Raw genomic sequence first — 17,770 nt, 5'->3', positions numbered from 1 at the left:
TTTCATGCCGCGGCCTGCGCGTCGGCGGGCTCGGCGAACTGGCTGACCACCTTGGCGCCGATACCGCGCAAGGACAGGCCCCGGCTGAGTTCCAGTGCGGAGATCTTGACGTCGAGCTCTTTCTCGGTGCGGGCCCCGAATTCCATCGCCATGAGCGAGTCCATGCCGAGGTCGGTGACCGGCTCATCGATATTGACGGCGTCGGTGTCCACGCCGAGCACCACCGCGAGTTGATCGGCGAGGCGCTGGGCGACGAAGTCGGCGCGCTGTTCGGTGGGCAGCGTGAGGATCTCGGCACGCAGGGTGCCGCCTGCCTCGCCGCCGACTCCGATGTCGGCGAGCAACTGGCCGAAACGGCGCGTGTCGGTGGACGGCCGCGCCACCCGCGACCACACCGTCCAGTCGATATCGGCCACCGCGACCTGAGCGCTGTCGAGTGCCAGGCATTCGCGCAGCAGGGCGGTGGCGCGGTCCATGTCGATGGGCAGGAAGCCGATCGACTTCACGTAGTCCGCCAGCGCCTCGGTCTTGTCGGCCATGCCGCCGCCGCTCATGAATCCCCAGTTCACCGCCAGCGCCGCGGCGCCGCGGGCACGCCGGTCGGCCGCGAGCGCGTCCAAGGCGGCGTTGGCGGCGGCGTAGCCGACCTGCGGGGTGATGCAGCCTAGCGCGCTGATCGAGGAGTACAGCACGAACATGTCCAGTTCGATCCCCGCGGCCTCGACCGCCCGGTCCAGATGCTGGGCGCCACGCACTTTGGCGAACAGCTCGTCGAGCGACTCGGGCGTGATCTGCGGGATGGGCAAGTTGTTCACCACCCCCGCCGCGTGGAAGATCCCGCGCAGCGGTGCGACCGACCGGATACGGTCCACCAGCGCTGCCGTGGCGGCGTAGTCGGCGATGTCCACTCGTTCCTCGATCACCGCCACGCCCGCCGCGGTGAACGCCGCGACCTGGTCCCTGGCCTGTGGCGTGGACGCGCCGCTGCGGCCGACCAGCACGAGTTTCCGTGCGCCCTCGGCGACCAGCCAGCGGGCGGTGGCCAGGCCGAAGCCACCGAAGCCGCCGGTCACCAGATAGCAGCCGTCCGGGTCGATGCGCGGGTGAGCGAGCTCGGGGCGCACCATCGGCTGTTCTTCGCGCAGGTCCAGCACAACCCGGCCGATCTGGTCGGAGCGTGCGACGGACTCGAAAGCCGCCGCCAGCTCCGACACCGGATAAGCCGTATAGGGGAGGTACCGGTATGTGCCCGAGCGCAATGCCGCATGGCTCGCCCGCATCGGCGTGCGCAGCAGTTCCGGGTCGTGGGCGAGCGCGCGGTCCATGTCGACGGAGAAGAAGGTGAGGTTGCGGTCGAAGGGGCCGAGATCGATGACGCCGCCGGTGTAGATGTCGGCCTTACCGATGTCGACCACACGACCGAATTCGGCGGCGACGCGGAAGTTCTGGCGCAGGATCTCGCCGGGAGCCGAACTGTAGACGACGTCGACGCCGCGTCCGCCGGTCAGATCGGCGATCTCGTCGACGAAGTCGGCCGATCGCGAGTTCAGCACGTGCTGCGCGCCGAGCAGGCGCACCTGCGCACGCCGCTCGGGCGTGCCCGCCGTCGCGATCACCGTCGCCCCGATGTCCAGCGCGACCTGCACCGCGGCCATGCCCATGCCGCCCGCCGCGCCGTGCACGAGCACCGTCTCACCCGGCCGCAGGCGCGCCAGTGTCCGCAGCCCGAATTCGGCGGTGAGAAACGGCAATCCGGATCCGCAGGTGAGCGGGTCGTAGTCCTCTCCGGGCAGCAGCTGGTGCGGTAGCGTGGCGCCGGCGTCGACGGGCATGGTCACGTACTTGCGGAAGATGTCTCGGGCGCACACCATCATCCGATCGCCGACCGCGACGCCGGTGACGCCGGGCCCCACGCGCTCGACGACCCCGGAGCCCTCCATCCCGACCGTCGTACCGAAATAGGTTCCCGCGAGCTCCTTTTCGGTCAGCACGCCGATGACCTTCATCGCGTCCTTGTAGTTGAGCCCGGCCGTCTCCATCCGGACCTCGATCTCGCCCGGACCGGGCGCGACCCGGTCGACTCGGCGCAACGCCAGGTCGGACAACAACCGGGACTTCGGAATCTCCACCACGAAAGAGGCTTCCGGGTCCGACAGCGGGACGGCGCGGTTGCGCTCGTCGAGGTGGGTGCCGAAATTCCGGTCCAGCCGCACCGCCCAGTGGTCGTCTCCCCGCACGCCGATCTCGTCGAGCGCGTCCTCGGCGAGAACGAGATCGGTCGGCGGCGCCGAGGCCTGTGCTCCCGCGTCGACCAGTCGCCACGCCGCGGCGGGCTGTTCGTTGAGCAGGGCGCGCCGCGCGCCCACCAGCGCGCCGTGCGACACCTGGACGGCGGTATCGGCGGGCGTGCACAGCGCGTTCTCGGTGACCACGACGCTGTGGACACGGACCTGGGGCGCGTCGGCGAGCAGATGCTCGATGGCATTCGCCACGCGCGCGAGCCAGTAGACGTTGCGCGCCCCGTCGAGCGCCGTGCCGAACACAGTGACCACCCGGATCCGTTCGGCGATCGGCACACCGTCTGGTGAGCGCAACGCCAGCCGCAGGCGCTCGTCGTTGTCGTCGGCCTCCGCGTCGGCGAGCACGACGGTGACATCGGTCCGGTCGCCCAGCAGTGCGGCCGCGCGGCCGGCCGCGTCGGCGCCGACGCAGACGGCGACCACGGTTTCCTCCTCCGAGGGACGCTCACCTGCCGGTGCCTCGACGATCTCCCAGATGGGCTGGTAGAACACCCGTTCCAGCTGGTGGGTGACGTCGACCGGCGCGCTGACCGGGCGGAATTCGACGCCCAGCAGCCGCATCGCCACCTCGCCGTGCTCGCCGACGATGGCGATGTCGGCGCGCAGCGGGTCCGCGCCGCGGCGGGTCACCACGACCCGCGGCCGCTCCGGCAGCGCGCCGAGCAGGCGCACCCCGGCGATGGCGGCGGGCACGATCGCCACGTCGGCATCCGAGTCCGCGGCCAGCGTGGCGACGCATTGCAGCGCGGCGTCGACCACCGCCGGGTGAGCCAGATGCCGGATCGGCGTGGCCTGCTCGACCGGCGCGAGCGAGGCGACCACCGCGTCCGCACCGACGACGGCCGAGACGATGCGCTGGAAGGCGGGCCCGTAGTCCAGCCCGCGCGCCGCCAGCGCGCGATAGAGATCCGCCCCCGCGACCGCGGCGGCATGCTCAGGGGCGTCGACGTCCACGGCGGCGGCGGCGAAGTCGGCTTCGATCAGCCTGCCGTGGGCGTTGAGCGTCCAGGTGGTGGCGGTGGCCGAGCGCGAGTGGATCCGGAAGCGTTTGGTCGATTCCTCGACGCTCACCCGCAGTACCGGGACGTCGTGCTCGTCGATCACCAGTGGCGCGACGAATTCCACCGATTCGAGGCCGGCGCTCGTGCGGCCGGTGCGCTCGACGGCGGCGCTGAGCGCGGCATCGAGGTAGGCCGCGCCGGGCAGCACGACATACCCGTCCACGACATGGTCGCGCAGCCAGGGCAGCCGCGAGACCGACAGTTGCACCTCCCATTCCGAGTTCGCCGCCGTCGTGGGATCACCGAGCAGCGCGTAGCCCTCCGGCGTGCCGAGACGATCCAGCAGGGTGACCGGCTCGTCGTGCCACACCCGTTTGCGCTGCCACGGGTAGGCCGGCAGATCCAGGTGCCCGACGATCGAGTCCGGCCGGCCGGGTACGGCCGAACCGTCCAGCGAGCCCGCGACATACAGATCCGCGACAGCGCGCAGCACGTTGTTACGGTCGCGCAGGTCGCGCGAGAGCGTGGTCACCGCGGCGCCGATCACTCCGCGATGGATCAGCATCTCGCGGATGTTGCCGCTGAGCACCGGGTGCGGGCCGACCTCGAGGAAGACCCGGTGGCCCGCGTCGACCAGCGCGCCGATGGCGTCGGCGAACCGCACCGGCTCCCGGACGTTGCGGCACCAGTAGTCCGCGTCCCATCCCGTGCCCGCGATCTCGGCGGCGGTCACGGTGGAGTACGTGGTGAGTTTCGCGTCCCGCGGGGTGAGCCGGCCGAGCGCGCCGCGCAGATCGTCGAGGATCGGGTCCATCAGATGGCTGTGGTAGGGCACCTCGACCCGCAGGCTGCGCGCGAACGTGCCGGTGGCCGACAGGGTGTCGCGCAGCAGTTCCAGATCCTGACTGTCGCCTGCAAGGGTGACCGCGCCGGGGCTGTTGACCGCGGCGATCGAGATGCTGTCGGTGCGGGCGAGCAACTCCCGTGCCTCGCGTTCGGACATGCCGAGAGCCAGCATGCCTCCGGTGCCCGCGGTGGTCGCCTGCAGCCGGGCGCGGTGATAGCTGACGGTGAGCGCGTCGCGCAGCGAGAGCGCGCCGGAGACGTACGCGGCGGTGACCTCACCGACGCTGTGCCCGACCACCACCGCGGGATACACGCCGTACTCGGCCAGTTCGGCGGTCAGCGCGGCCTGCAGCACGAAGTTGGCGGGCTGCGCGAACGCGGTGCGCACGATCCGCGAGCCGGCCTCGTCGGCGAGCATCTCGTCCAGGATCGACCAGCCCGCGATCGAGACGAACTCGCGGTCGATCTCCCTGGCCACCTTCGCGAACGTGCTGTCGGTGGTGAGCAGCTCACGCCCCATGCCCCACCACTGCGGGCCCATCCCGCTGAAGACGAAGACGGGCTCCACCTCGCCGTCACCGATGACCCGCGACGGCGCCCGGCCCTCGCCCGCGGCGAAAGCACGCAACTGGGTGCGCAGATCGTCGGCGTCGTCGTAGGCGAAGCCGACCCGCAGGGGGTGGTGGGCGCGCCGGGTCCAGGCGGCCGCGGTGACCGCGTCGGCGGGATGGTGGTCGAGCGCCTGCGCGAACTCGCCTGCGAGCGTGCGCACCGCGGTCTCGTGGCGGCCGGAGATCGGCAGTACCTTCGGCACCGGGCGCTCGTCGTCGGCCCGCGCGTCCCGCGGCGGCGCTTCGGAGAGGATGACGTGGGCGTTGGTGCCGCCGTAGCCGAAGCCGTTGACCGCGACCACGCCCTTGCCCGGCTGCGCGGGCAGCGGTTCGGGGAGCAGCGGGACCCGTAGTCGGAGCTCGTCGAACTGGATCTCGGGATTCGGTGTGGTCAGGTCGAATTGGGGCGCGACTGTGCGGTGGTGCAGGGTGAGCGCGGCCTTGATCAGGCTCGCGACCCCGGCGGCGGCCTCGGTGTGCCCGAAGTTGTTCTTCACCGAACCGACCGGCACCGGCTCGGTGCGGCCGTCCACCGCGCCGTACACCGCGCCCAGCGCCGACATCTCGAGCGGGTCGCCGACCGCGGTGCCGGTGCCGTGCGCCTCGAGGTAGCTCACCTCGTGCGCGGCGACACCGGCGTCGTCGCGCACCTGGCGCGCCAGTTGTTCCTGCGCAACGGGATTCGGCACCGGGATGGCCATGGTGCGGCCGTCCTGGTTCACGCCCGTCGCGCGGATGACGGCGTAGACGCGGTCGTTGTCGCGCTGCGCCACGTCGAGCGGCTTGAGCAGCACCGCGCCCGCGCCCTCGGCGCGGCCGTATCCGTCGGCGGCGGCGTCGAAGGTCTTGCAGCGCCCGTCGACCGAGAGGAACCGGCCCTTGCACATCGAGATGAACGTCTCGGGCTGCAGCATCGCGTTCGCGCCGCCGGCCAGCGCGATCTCGCATTCGCCGTTGGCGATCGCCTGCACCGCGAGATGCGTGGCGACCAGCGACGACGAGCATGCGGTGTCGACGGTCAGGCTCGGGCCGTGCAGGTCGAGCAGATAGGAGATGCGGTTGGACAGCAAGGTGTGCGAGGCGCTCATCGCGGTGTGGCTGGTGATCGCCGAGCGGACCAGCGGACCGCTGCGTCCGAGCACGTTGTCGAGGATGAAGCCGCCGACGTAGACGCCGACGCGGTGGCCGGAGACCCGGCCCGCCATGCCCGCGTCGTCGAGCGCCTCCCAGGTCACCTCGAGCAGCAGCCGCTGCTGCGGGTCGAGGATGGCGGCTTCCTTCTGGGCGATGCCGAAGAAGTCGGCGTCGAAATCCCACAGCGGCTGGGTGAGAAATCCGCCGCGCCGGGTGTACATACGCCCCGGCGCGTCCGGATCCGGGTCGTAGTACTTTTCGATACTCCAGCGATCCGGCGGGATATCGACGATCCCGTCACCTTTGTCGAGCAGGAAATTCCAATAACTCTCCGGGTCGAATACACCGCCTGGAAACCGGCAGCCGATACCCACTATTGCAATGTCGACCATTATTTCTCCTGGCCTGAAATGCGGGTCCATGCTGAGCCCCCCGACCGCAGCAGCACAAATATCTGATGAGCTTCTTCGCTCGAATGGTCATGCTATTGCGCAGTCCGCTCGAGCGTCAATTGTTCTGCGTTACAGCTTTTTCAATTTACGCAACGTCGCCACCAGTGGCGCGTTGGAAAGCATCCCGTGTGTGAGGCGCGGATGAATTGCGCTGAGATTCATCAGCACGGCGTACCGCAGACCGTGGTCGCGCCAGTCCGCGAGCTGCTCGACGATCTCGTCCGGCGTGCCGGCCAAGCAGAATTCCCGCACCAGCGAAGCCGGGACCTTCTCGATGTAGTCCAGCACGGTGCGCTCGTCGAGCGTCTGCGGCAGGTAGTCCTGCAGGCCGGTGAAGTCCTCGCCCAGCGGGTGGGTGGCGCCGTGCCTGGTCCACATCTCGCCGGGGGCGCACAGGGTCAGCGCCCGCGCGCCAACGCTCTCGACCAGAGCGTCCACCTCCCCGGGACGGGCCGCGGTGAGGACGCTGAACACGGCGGCGGGCGCGACCGTCAACGGGTCGCGGCCCGCGTCGGAGGCCGCGGCGCGGACCTGCTCGAGACGGTGCCGGTACTCGTGCGGGCGCTGCGCGAAGCCCGGGAACCACACGTCGGCGTAGCGACCGGCGGCCCGCAGCATGCGCGGGCCGCCCGCGGCCACCCAGATCTCCGGACGGGTGCCCCGGTAGGGCGGGACATCGAAGACCGCGTTCCGCAACGGGAAGTGTGGCGAGTCCCTGCTCACCAGGCTGCCGGCGGAATCCCACAGCGCCCTGATGGTGGCCAGCGCCTCCTCGAACCGTCCGACCGGAGCGGTCCAGTCGACGCCATAGGGCTCGTTGTTGTCCCGGATGCCGGTGCCGATGCCGAGAATGGCCCGGCCGCGGCTCAACTGGTGCAGGGTGGCCGCGGCCTGCGCGGTCACCGCGGGATTGCGCCGGCCCGCGTCGGTGACGCCCACGCCGAGCCGCAGGCGGGCCAAGCGGTTCTGCGCGGCGAGATAGCCCAGCGCCGTCCACGGTTCGTAGATCCCGTCGGCGTGCGGTGCGAGCCGGGTGATGCCGACGTGCCGCGGTTTCCAGATCGAGGCGGGCAGGATCGAGGGCAGGTGGTCGGTCACCCAGAGCGAGTCCGCTCCGCCCGCCATCGCCACCGAGCGGCTGCCGCGAAATTGCAGGTCGGGCGCGAACCGGGTGTAAACGCCGGAATCCATCACACCTGTGCGGAATTTCGCCATGTTGTTCCTATCGCACTATTCGGGTACTGGTTCGAGAGCGGCACTGGTCTCGGGGATTTCGATCCTTCGGTGCCAATGGGCGAGCCGGGGCGGCGCCCACCAGTTGGCCGCGCCGAGCAGGCGCATCAAGGCGGGGGCGAGCACGCCGCGGATCAACGTCGCGTCGCTGAGCACGGCCAGGGTCAGGCCGAGGCCGAACAGCTGGATGAACGACACGTGCGAGGTCACCATGCCCGCGAAGGCGATCGCCATCAGGCATGCGGCGGCGGTGAAGATGCGTGCGGTGCGGGCGACGCCGGTCGCCACGGCGCCGGTGTTGTCACCGGAGGACAGCCATTCCTCGCGGATCCGGGACAACAGGAACACCTCGTAGTCCATCGAGACGCCGAAGGCGATGCAGAACATCAGGATCGGCATCGTGGGCACCAGATAGCCGGTCGAGGTGAAACCGAGCAGATCCGACAGGTGCCCTTCCTGGAATATCCAGACCATGGCGCCGAAGGTCGCCGCCAGCGAAAGCGTGTTGAGCAGCAGCGCTTTGATCGGCAGCAGCACGCTGCCGGTGAAGAAGAACAGCACCACCACGGTCGACAGCGCGATCACGAAGACGGCCAAGGGGACTTTCGCTCCGAGCGCGTCGAGCGTGTCGACGTTTTCGGCCGCCGCACCTCCGACCATCGCGTGGCTCGGCGGGGGGACTGCGCGCACCTGGTCGAGCTGATCGATCGCGGCGGGGGAGTACGGGTCGAGCCGGGTGCCCACGCGCACATAGGTGCCCGCGTCGTCGCGCATGCCGGGGGGCGCGGAGGCGACTTTCAGCCCGCCGGCGTAGACGCCCGCTGCGGACAGCACGGTCGAGACGTTCTCCACCCGTGACAAACGTTCTGCGTAGGAGGCGATCTCGCTGTCGCCGCCCCGGTATCCGGGCATGGCCACGAGCACGCCGGCCATCGCGTTCTCCCGGAAGCCGGTGCGCAAGGCGTCGCCGACCGCATGGCTGGATGCCCCGGCGATGACCCGGTCGTCGGCGGCGCCGAACCGGATGGACAGGAACGGCGACCCGAGCACCAGCAGCAGCGCGATCACGGCCGCCGCGGCGACGACGGGATGGCGCATGACCAGCCGCACCGCGCGGTACCACCGGGTCTCGGTGAGCTCGACAGATGCCGGCCGCGGCCGGTGGAATCGGCGGCGCACGAGGGCTCGCAGGTCGAACGCGTCGATACGGGGACCGAGCAGTGCGAGCGCCGCGGGCACCAACAGCAGCGTGGTGAACACGGCCGCCCCGAGCACGGCCAGCCCCGCGTACGCCAGCGACCTGAGGAAATACAGCGGGAAGACCAGCAGTGTCGACAGCGACAGCGCGATCACCACACCGGAGAACAAGACGGTGCGCCCCGCCGTGCGTGCTGTACGCGACACCGCGGAGGCGGTGTCGCGTCCAGCGGCGAGCTCCTCGCGGAACCTGCTGACCATGAACAGGCTCGAGTCGATCGCGACCGCGAAACCCAATGCGCTCATCATGTTCAGCGCGAAGATCGACACGTCGCCGACCTCGGTGAGCAACCGCAGGATCGGCAGCGTCGCGAAGATGTTGAACACGCCGACCGCCAGCGGGATCAGCGCGGCCGTCACGCTGCCGAAGACCAGGATCAAGGCGAGCCCGGTCAGCGGTATGGCGATCGCCTCGGTGATCAGCAGGTCGGTGACGATCCGATGGCTCATCTCGTCGAAGGCCACCGCCTGGCCGCCCGCCCGCACGGTGACGCCGTCGAAGTCGCCGCTCACCCGGCCCGCGATCGCGCCCGCCCGTTTCGGCGCGTCGGTGTCGTCGCCGGTGACATGGGCCAGGACCAGACCGTCGCGGCCGTCGCTGCCGCGCAGGCCCTGCCGCAGATCCGGGGGAAGTTCCCAATAGGACTGGACCGCGTCGATCTCGTCGCGGCCCCGCAGATCCGCGGTCAGGCGCTCACCGACCGCCCGCGCCGCGGGGCTGTCGAGCCCGTCCGGCGCGGTGACCAGCAGCACGAGATTCGGCGCGGCGCCGGGGAATTCGCGGCCGAGGAACGCCGCCACCTCGGCGGACTCGGTGTCGGACGGAACGTAACCACCGGACTTCAGGTGAGCAGGCGCCGACCAGCCCAGCCCGACGCAGACGATCCCGATGAGCAGCGCGCCGTAGAGGATGGATCGCGGCCGCCGGATCGCCAGGCGTGCGAGACCAACAAGCATGATGAGAGACCTCTTCTCGAACTCCGGCCGTGGCGAATGCGTATGCGATCGGGGCTATTCGGTGGCGCCGGGATCGATGTAGCCGGCCAGCGCACGCCACTCCTTGGCATTGCGGTGGGCGAGCTCGGCGACAGCCGGAATGCAATGCGGCGGGACCGCGGCCACCAGGGCGGTCCACACCTCGCGCTGCATCGAGTGTGTGTGCAACCAGCGCAGCAGGTCACGGCCCTGCTGGCTGTGCCGCATGGCTGGGTCGCGGGTGAGTTGCTGCAGCAGCAGCGCGCTGCCCTCGGGCTGGTCGGCGGCGCTGTCGTGCTCGGGTATTCCGGTCTCGCGCAAACGTTTGCGGATCGCGTGCGCTGTGCTGATGGACACTTCCGCCGCGGCGGCCAGCGCACGCAACGGCATGTCCGGGGAGGCCGCCAGCAGCTCGGCGACGCGGCGCCTGCGCTGTGCGCGGTCCATCGGCCTGCGCCTGCCGTCGGCGCCGACGCGGATGTTCGACTGCGGAATTTCCGCACTCGAACGCTGCCGGAGCGTGGCCACCGTGCGCGCGGACAGCCCCGTGGTGGACGCGATGGCCCGGTCGGACAATTCCGGCATCGTCTCGATGATCCGCTCGGCCGCCGCTTTGCGGTCCGAGAGCGTCAACGGCAGCCCGTGCGTCGTATTCAGTTCGACGCCGCGCAGAAAAGCCTCGGCCGCCGTTCCGTCGAAGAACACGACTTCGATGTCTTCGTGGCCGAGCCATTGCGCGGCCCGTAGCCGGTGCATTCCGTCGATGACGCGCATCGTGCTGCGATGCACCAGAATCGGCGGTAATTCGGTGTCGCTCTCGGCCAGTCGCGCGATATGCCTGCGGTCCTCGCCGTTCGACCGCGGCGAGTCCGCGGGCAACAGTTCATCGATGGATACGAGATAGCGCGCGTTCGACGCCAGCGGCACCACATCGCCGCTCACCAATTTAAACTCAGCGGACATTTCGAAACCCCCAGGGTCGCCCGGATTCAGATCGGTCCTCGATGACCCGATGGTCCATCCGGAACCCGGCTAGGCTTCGACCGACCGATCGGTCACAGCGTAGGTGCGCCCGGTGCGCGACACTAGGCTTTCCGGAAAGAGTCGGGAGAATTCGAAAGCATGACAGTCATTGCCGACCCCGGTCGCACGGCTCTGCTCATCGCGGGCACCGTGGTGGCGGAACGCGAGGGGCTGCACCGGCTTTCGATCAACGCGGTGGTCGAGGAAGCCGGGATGGCCAAGGGCACCTTCTACCATCACTTCGTCAATCGCCGCAGTTACGTCATCGCGTTGCACCGCCGTTTCTTCGACGCGCTGTCGCAGTCGGTGGCCGCGGCGCTGGCCGGGATTCCGCCGGGGATCGAACGGATCGGCCCCAGCCTGGACGCGTTCCTGGATGCCTGCCTCGACGCCCGCGGCACCGAGGCGTTCATGGTCCAAGCGCGCACGGATCCGGATCTGCGCGAGGAGATCCGCCGCCGCCACGAACTGTTCATCGCGGTCGGGCGGCCGGACATGGTCGCCGCCGGGTGGCCGGACCCCGACGCCGCCTCCCGGATGAAGGTCGCCATGGTCGGTGAGATCTGCCTCGCCGAGCTGACTTCCCGGCGTGCCCGTCCGGATCTGCGGATCGCGGCGGTGCGGATGCTGACCGCCAATCGCACCGGATCACTTGCCGGGGAACCGCCCGAGGGCGATGCTACCTGAGCTGCCCGGCACGAAAGTGCTTCGGAAACAATATCCTTCGTGTCTCACAGGTGATGGGCAGCTGCCGTAGCCGACACATTGCTGTGGTTGCGGCTACGCGGCGGCCATCTCCCGGGCGATGGCGGCCGCGAAGGCGTCCACATCGGCCTCGGTGGTGTCGAACGAGCACATCCAGCGGACCTCGCCGGTGCGCTCGTCCCAGACGTGGAAGCGGAACCGTTTCCGCAGCCGCTCGGTGACCTCGCGGGGCAGTACGGCGAACACGGCGTTGGCTTGGACCGGCCGTACGATCTCGACGCCGGGCACCTGCGCGACGGCAGTGGCCAGCCGGGTCGCCATCGCGTTGGCGTGCCCGGCGTTGCGCAGCCACAGGTCGCCCTCCAGCAGCGCGACGAACTGCGCCGACACGTACCGCATCTTGGAGGCCAGTTGCAGCGCGGCCTTGCGCAGGTACGCCGTGCCGCACACCGCGTCCGGGTTGAGCACCACGATCGCCTCGCCGAGCATCAGGCCGTTCTTGGTGCCGCCGAACGACAGCACGTCCACACCGGCGTCGGTGGTGAACGCGCGTGGCGGCAGGCCGAGCGCGGCGGCGGCGTTGGCCAGCCGGGCGCCGTCCACGTGCACCAGCATGCCGCGCTCGCGGGCCAGCGCGCCGATCGCCGCGATCTCGCCGGGTGTATAGCGGGTGCCGAGTTCGGTGCTCTGGGTGATGGAGACGACCTTCGGCTGGGCGTGGTGCTGGTCGCCGAAGCCCCACGCGTACCGGTCGAGCAGCTCGGGGGTCAGCTTGCCGTCCGGGGTGGGCACCGGGACCAGCTTCAGCCCGGCCACCTTCTCGGGTGCGCCGCACTCGTCCAAGTGGATATGCGCGGAGTCCGGGCACACCACCGCGCTCCACCGGTCGCACATCGCCTGCAGCCCGACGACGTTGGCGCCGCTGCCGTTGAAGACCGGGTAGACCTCGGCCTGCTCGCCGAAATAGTCCTTGATCAGCTCGCGCAGCCGTGCGGTGTGGACGTCCGCGCCGTAGGCCGGCTGGTGGCCCACGTTGGCGGCGGCCAGCGCCGCCATGATGTCCGGGTGCACCGAGGCGTTGTTGTCGCTGGCGAAAAAGATCGAGTCGGTCACTGGTCCTCTTCGGTCAGCAGGGGGGAAGGCCCCGTTCTCATCGTGGACCTCGCGGCCGGTGAGGGGCGGGTTGAACACGCATACCGCGCGGAACTCCGTGTGGGCGCGCAGGGTGTGATGCTGGTGTGCGTCGACCAGGTACATCACGCCCGGCTCGAGCTGGTGCCTTTCACCGGTCTCGTCGTCGACCACTTCGCCCCGCCCCTCGATGACGTAGACGGCCTCGATGTGGTTGGCATACCACATCTCGAGCTCGGCGCCCGCGTGCACCACGGTGTCGTTCACGGAGAAGCCGGCCTTCTCCTCGGCGAGCACCAGGCGACGGCTGGTCCACGCGGGGCCCTTCACCTCGCGCTCGGTGCCGATGATCTCTTTCAGTGCACGGACGATCATGAACTACGTTTCCTCTCGGTTCTGCACGGCGAGGTGCATCGGGCACCGCGGTCGTCACCCTTTCCCGCGACGGGCGTGTACTCGCGATCTTCCCGATCATTGCTGCCGTGCAAGCTCGGCGACAGTGGCAGAACCGCCCCCTCTCGTTAAGATTGCGCCACACGGTCAGGGCACCACGACGACCTTTCCCGTGGCGTGATCGCTCTCCATGTACCGGTGGGCCGAAACGATGTCGGCCAGGCCGAAGACACGGTCTATGTTGGGCCGATAGGCGCCGGCCTCGACCGCGCGGACGATCCGCCGCAGCACCGGCGTAGCCGCGCTGCCCTGCACCGTATCGCTGTGGAAGGCCGTGAGTTTGGTTCCGGACGGGATCATCGCTATCGGTTCGAAGTCCTGAATCGACCACCCGCTGAGTGAGCCCGCCACACACACGGTCCCGCCGCGGCGCACCAGGCGCAGCGAGTCCACCACCGTGCTCGCCCCCACGAGATCCAGTACATGGTCCGGACCCTCGGGCCAGATCGCATGCACGCTCGCCGCAGGTGCGCCACCCTCGTCGAGGAGTGCGTGGTGGACGCCGGCCGCAGCCAAGGCGTCGATCTTGCCCGGCTGCCTGGTCGTAGCGGCGATCTCGATACCGTGGCCGGACGCGATCGACGCGGCGGCCATCCCCACCGACGAGGTCCCGCCACGGATCAGCAACCGCCCTCGGGCACCCGGCACGACACCCAACGCGTCCAGCGACCCCTGCGCGGTCAGATATGTCTCGGGCAGCGCGGCGAACACCTCCCAGGGCAGCGTGGTGGTGACCGGCATCAGCAGTGCGTTCGGCAACAGCGCGTACTCCGCGTAACCGCCGTCGAATTCCCGGCCCATCTCACCCATCACCGCCGCGACGGTCGTGCCCTCCGGCAGCCCGGGGTCGGTCGAGGCCGCCACGATTCCGACGCATTCGATCCCGAGCACGCGGGGGAACCGCACGTTCGGGGAGTGACCCTGCCGAGTCCTCAGTTCCGACCGGTTCAAGCCGGCGCCCTTCACCTGCACCAGGCTCCAGCCCTCCCGGACCTCCGGTACCGGCAGCTCTCGAATCTCCAGCGTCTCCGGGCCACCCGCTCCGACACAGACCGCCGCTCGCATCGTCGTAGACATGTGTCCACTGTCGCCGGGACGCAGTCCGGCCTGCCACCGATAGAATGCCGAGTTATGCCCGTTGCCCGCCAATCTCCCCGGCTCGGCGCGACATCGCGGATATGGCGGTCCGGAGGCGTTCACATCTGGCCGTCGGGAGGAACGAGTGCGGTGCATTCCCATCCCCGCGGGCATCTCGTCTACGCGGCGCGTGGTGTCTTGTCGGTGCACACCGAACGTGGCACATCGATCGTTCCGGCCAATCGAGTCGCATGGACCCCTGCGGGATTCACGCACTACCACCGCGCGCACGGGCACACCGATATGCGGATCGTCTTTCTCCCGGCATCCCTGGCCCGCCTCGTACCAACCCACCCAGCCGTGTTCACGGCCTCCGGCCTCGTCCGCGAAATCCTTCTCACCCTCACGGGTCCGGGCGATGGCGACCGGGTCGCCGGCGACCACGACCACGAGCGCGCCGCGCGCGCTCGCCTTCGCCGGGTCCTCGTCGACGAACTCCGCGAAGCGCACGAGCAGCCACTGATCCTGCCGCAACCGCACGACGACCGGTTGCAGGCCGTCGCGCGGATACTGCACCGAAACCCCGCGGACAACACGACGCTGGCCGAACTCGGGCGGACGATCGGAGCCGGCGCTCGCACGCTCAGCCGTCTGTTCCACAACGAACTCGGCATGACCTTCTACGAGTGGCGCACCCAGCTGCGCGTCTATCACGCACTCGTCCTGCTCGCCGACGGCCACGACACCACCTACGTCGCACACGCCTGCGGATGGGCGAATCCCAGCAGCTTCATCGCCGCCTTCACCGGCATCATCGGCACAACACCCGGCCGCTACCGGGCTGCGCATCCGGCCGAGTAGCTCATGAATCGACTGGCGGCGCGGTGATCCCGCTGTTCCTGGCCGGGCTGGTGACCGGCCGCCGCGGCGCATCGCGCCGACTTCCGGCGAACCCGGGGTAGCGGCCACCTGGTCGACAGCTACCCCGGGTCGCCGACCGCTCCGCAGTGGGTTACGGCAGCTCGTGATCGAAGTCGAAGTGGAGCTGGATGGTGGTGCCGTGCCGGGCGGTGTGTATGCGCACGAGGTCGGTGAGCTGGTTGACCAGCAGCAGACCGCGGCCGCCCGGTCGATACGTTTGTGCGGGCAGGCGGCCCGCGAGGGGATTGGTGATGTGTCCCCTGTCGCTGATCTGGAAGCACAGCTGGTTGTCGTCGGCCCAGATCCGCAGCGTGCCGTTCCCGCCGCCGTGGACGACGGAGTTGGTGGTGGTCTCGGCGATGACCAGCTCCAGATCGATCAGGCGGTGCTCGGGTATACCCGCTTTGCGGGCGTGCTCTGTGGCGACGTGCCGGAGGTGCGCCAGGGATGTCGCGTCGAAGACGATCGTGGTGGCGGTAGGGGGTGCGGAGGGGAGCGGTTCGTTGTAGACGTCGACGATGTGGTCGGGGTCGTAGTCGTCGCTGGTTCGCCGGCCCGTGTGGTCGATGAGGACGGGATGGGTGGCGTGCGCGTCGGCCAGGACCTCCGGCGACAGACGTGCGGTGTCATAGGGACACAGGATGCTGACTTCGCGCCCGGTGAACGCCGCGTTGATCAGCGCCTCGTGCTGGGCGCACGCTGGATACTCCAGCGACGAGCGGCCGGCCCAGATGGGTTCGCCGATGATTCGCACTCGTCCGGACCGATGCCGGTCGGCGAAGGCACGGAGCACTCCCGGGATGATGCGGCCTGGGTTGCGGCCCTCGACGGTCATGTCCATCAGCTGTACCGAACTCGCGTCGGAGCCCAGCTCGGCACGCAGGAGGGCCAGGTTCGGGCCGGGTACCGCGACCGCGACCGGTTCATCGTTCGCGAGCCCCTCGCGAATGAATCCGAGGGTCCCTGCGAGGTATTCCTCGGTGTCGCGATAGAACAGCGCGGGATGCACGAACGGATCGGTCGGCTCCGAAGTGGCCGACACAGCGCCGACAGAGCTCATGTGTGCACTACCTCGATCGTGTGTAGGGAGGGCCAGAACACTCCGAGGATCCGAAGCATCATCGGCGGAGGCCGATGCAACACGATTCGTGGCGCCTGCGGTGAGTGGGAGGCGGCTTCCACCAGAATCGACGTCCCGTGGACATCGATGAACGTCAGCTCGGACAGGTCCAAGTGGGCGTCGCGCTCCGCGGCGGTCAGTTCGGCCAGCGCCGAGCGCCAAGCATCCCGGGTGGTGAAATCTACCGCTCCCGCGCACCGTAGACCGGAAGGACTGCTGGTCCGAGACGTGCGGAGGGTCGAAGGATCGGAGATCGCCGCACTCCGCGCAGGCGTGGCCGACGGTGCGGGCTCCACTGCTCACCGACCTTCCCATGGCCAACACGAGACGACGCGGGGGATCCTACGCCTCCGCCGAACGAGGACCTCCACACAGCCCGCTGGTGCCGTGATCCGGCGACGTATCGGCGATCCTGCGTGATCACGGCCTGTGCGACGTCGGTCGTGGCTCGTCGGGGCCTCCCGCTCGGCCTCGGTGCTCGATGTCACTGTGGCTGGGGGAGCGGCCCATCGGCCTGCTGTGACGGGGGAGGGGCCCGAATGATGCGGCTTGCCGGGCGCTTTCGGCTTCCGGCTCGCGCACTGCGGCCACCCGATTCGAAATCAGCTGTCGGCGGACGTTTCCCGCGCCGTCTGGGTGCTATTCGGTCAAGGACTGGGTCGGCACCCTGACGAGGGGTGCGACCGGACAGCTCGAGGAGGATCTTGTGACCGAGAAAAGCCATCGTTCCGCCGAGACCGGCGAATATGTGAGCGAGGACACCGCAGCGGAGAACCCGAAGACCACGCTCGGCGAGGACGAGCCGCACCAGGGTGACAACCGTCGCGACCGCTCGGCGATCACCGGGCACTTCGTCAAGCCCGACACCAGCCGTCGCCACCCGGACACCACCGTCACCGAAAACGGGTGACACCCGGAGGTGCCCCGGCTCCTGCGCCGGCGCTGCCGGCCCAGGACACCCACGTTGACGACAACAGCGACAAGACCGGCTTGTGGGACCTGCTCGGCCTCGGCAGCCTGGCGGGACCGTCGCGCCGCAAGGACACTCGCACGGCCCCTACCGCCGGAACTCACCCTCGTCAGCCCTGACGCGGTAGCGCTGGACCCAGGGGCACCTGTCCGCCGACCGGGGCCCCATCACCGTTTGCCGCAGCCACCGAGCGCCATACGTCGGGATTCCAGTCCATCGATCGACTCGGCGACGGCTCCGCGCCTGAACAGCTGGACAGGGCGCCTCGGTACGCGGTGACCGACGTCGGCTTCCGGTGACGTCGTTCTTCGAGCGCTGATCATGGACGCGGGCGTCCATCCGAGATCTCCGGTTTCTCGACGGCAACCTCTCCAGCCCAGGAAAGGTGACCTCGTCACGCAGTAGCTGCGCCGGGCAACGTCGGGTGGGTTACCCACAGCGACGCCCCCAATCCCGGAAGGCGGCGACTACGACACCGGTCTACTCGCCCGTGCGCAGATCGTAGACGCGCACGCCATGGTCGTGCCCATCCCGGAAGTGGTCGGCGAGCAGGTCGATTCT

The 17,770-nt window shown here is 69.4% G+C and carries 11 protein-coding genes; 3 read left to right on the top strand and 8 right to left on the bottom strand.

Annotated elements, in window-relative coordinates:
- Nucleotides 1-2 precede the first annotated feature (2 nt).
- From NG1_RS28695 to NG1_RS28680, 4 genes are all read right to left on the bottom strand, one after another.
- A complete protein-coding gene (locus tag NG1_RS28695) occupies nucleotides 3-6,284 on the bottom strand; it encodes a type I polyketide synthase (RefSeq protein WP_062975968.1) in 6,282 nt (2,093 codons plus the stop codon).
- Between the two features lie 129 nt (nucleotides 6,285-6,413).
- The gene (locus tag NG1_RS28690; protein ID WP_062975966.1) at nucleotides 6,414-7,559 is read right to left on the bottom strand and encodes an LLM class flavin-dependent oxidoreductase; all 1,146 of its coding nucleotides are present in this window, start codon (nucleotides 7,557-7,559) and stop codon (nucleotides 6,414-6,416) included.
- A gap of 15 nt (nucleotides 7,560-7,574) precedes the next feature.
- On the bottom strand, nucleotides 7,575-9,791 hold the full coding sequence (locus NG1_RS28685) for an MMPL family transporter (protein ID WP_062975964.1): 2,217 nt from the start codon (nucleotides 9,789-9,791) through the stop codon (nucleotides 7,575-7,577).
- A 54-nt stretch (nucleotides 9,792-9,845) separates the two neighbouring features.
- A complete protein-coding gene (locus NG1_RS28680; protein ID WP_084499264.1) occupies nucleotides 9,846-10,772 on the bottom strand; it encodes a ParB/RepB/Spo0J family partition protein in 927 nt (308 codons plus the stop codon).
- A gap of 159 nt (nucleotides 10,773-10,931) precedes the next feature.
- Between NG1_RS28680 and NG1_RS28675 the strand changes: the two genes are divergently transcribed.
- Nucleotides 10,932-11,519: a TetR/AcrR family transcriptional regulator gene (locus tag NG1_RS28675; RefSeq protein ID WP_040871975.1), complete on the top strand. Its 588-nt coding sequence runs from the start codon at nucleotides 10,932-10,934 to the stop codon at nucleotides 11,517-11,519.
- 93 nt (nucleotides 11,520-11,612) lie between these two features.
- On the opposite strand, the gene NG1_RS28670 is transcribed toward NG1_RS28675, so the two are convergent.
- A complete protein-coding gene (locus NG1_RS28670; protein WP_084499263.1) occupies nucleotides 11,613-13,043 on the bottom strand; it encodes an ectoine synthase in 1,431 nt (476 codons plus the stop codon).
- Between the two features lie 165 nt (nucleotides 13,044-13,208).
- The gene (locus NG1_RS28665) at nucleotides 13,209-14,198 is read right to left on the bottom strand and encodes a zinc-binding dehydrogenase (RefSeq protein WP_062975960.1); all 990 of its coding nucleotides are present in this window, start codon (nucleotides 14,196-14,198) and stop codon (nucleotides 13,209-13,211) included.
- Nucleotides 14,199-14,348: 150 nt separating this feature from the next.
- On the opposite strand from NG1_RS28665, the gene NG1_RS28660 reads away from it, so the two are divergent.
- Complete coding sequence (locus NG1_RS28660) at nucleotides 14,349-15,059, top strand: AraC family transcriptional regulator (RefSeq protein WP_062975958.1); 711 nt, start codon at nucleotides 14,349-14,351, stop codon at nucleotides 15,057-15,059.
- A gap of 151 nt (nucleotides 15,060-15,210) precedes the next feature.
- On the opposite strand, the gene NG1_RS28655 is transcribed toward NG1_RS28660, so the two are convergent.
- Both NG1_RS28655 and NG1_RS39130 read right to left on the bottom strand, forming a co-directional pair.
- A complete protein-coding gene (locus NG1_RS28655; protein WP_062975956.1) occupies nucleotides 15,211-16,179 on the bottom strand; it encodes a sensor histidine kinase in 969 nt (322 codons plus the stop codon).
- A complete protein-coding gene (locus NG1_RS39130) occupies nucleotides 16,176-16,535 on the bottom strand; it encodes an STAS domain-containing protein (protein ID WP_062975954.1) in 360 nt (119 codons plus the stop codon). The genes NG1_RS28655 and NG1_RS39130 overlap by 4 nt, the downstream gene beginning before the upstream one ends.
- Before the next feature lie 410 nt (nucleotides 16,536-16,945).
- On the opposite strand from NG1_RS39130, the gene NG1_RS28645 reads away from it, so the two are divergent.
- Complete coding sequence (locus NG1_RS28645) at nucleotides 16,946-17,149, top strand: hypothetical protein (protein WP_062975952.1); 204 nt, start codon at nucleotides 16,946-16,948, stop codon at nucleotides 17,147-17,149.
- Nucleotides 17,150-17,770: the final 621 nt, after the last annotated feature.

The organism is Nocardia gamkensis NBRC 108242, from assembly GCF_001612985.1.
GTDB classification, from domain to species: Bacteria; Actinomycetota; Actinomycetes; order Mycobacteriales; family Mycobacteriaceae; genus Nocardia; species Nocardia gamkensis.
This window is presented reverse-complemented; position numbering and strand designations above follow the sequence as displayed.

Coding starts and splice junctions, on each gene's coding strand:
- NG1_RS28695 (WP_062975968.1), bottom strand. CDS start 6,284: ATGGTCGACATTGCAATAGTGGGTATCGGCTGCCGGTTTCCAGGCGGT.
- NG1_RS28690 (WP_062975966.1), bottom strand. CDS start 7,559: ATGGCGAAATTCCGCACAGGTGTGATGGATTCCGGCGTTTACACCCGG.
- NG1_RS28685 (WP_062975964.1), bottom strand. CDS start 9,791: ATGCTTGTTGGTCTCGCACGCCTGGCGATCCGGCGGCCGCGATCCATC.
- NG1_RS28680 (WP_084499264.1), bottom strand. CDS start 10,772: ATGTCCGCTGAGTTTAAATTGGTGAGCGGCGATGTGGTGCCGCTGGCG.
- NG1_RS28675 (WP_040871975.1), top strand. CDS start 10,932: ATGACAGTCATTGCCGACCCCGGTCGCACGGCTCTGCTCATCGCGGGC.
- NG1_RS28670 (WP_084499263.1), bottom strand. CDS start 13,043: ATGATCGTCCGTGCACTGAAAGAGATCATCGGCACCGAGCGCGAGGTG.
- NG1_RS28665 (WP_062975960.1), bottom strand. CDS start 14,198: ATGTCTACGACGATGCGAGCGGCGGTCTGTGTCGGAGCGGGTGGCCCG.
- NG1_RS28655 (WP_062975956.1), bottom strand. CDS start 16,179: ATGAGCTCTGTCGGCGCTGTGTCGGCCACTTCGGAGCCGACCGATCCG.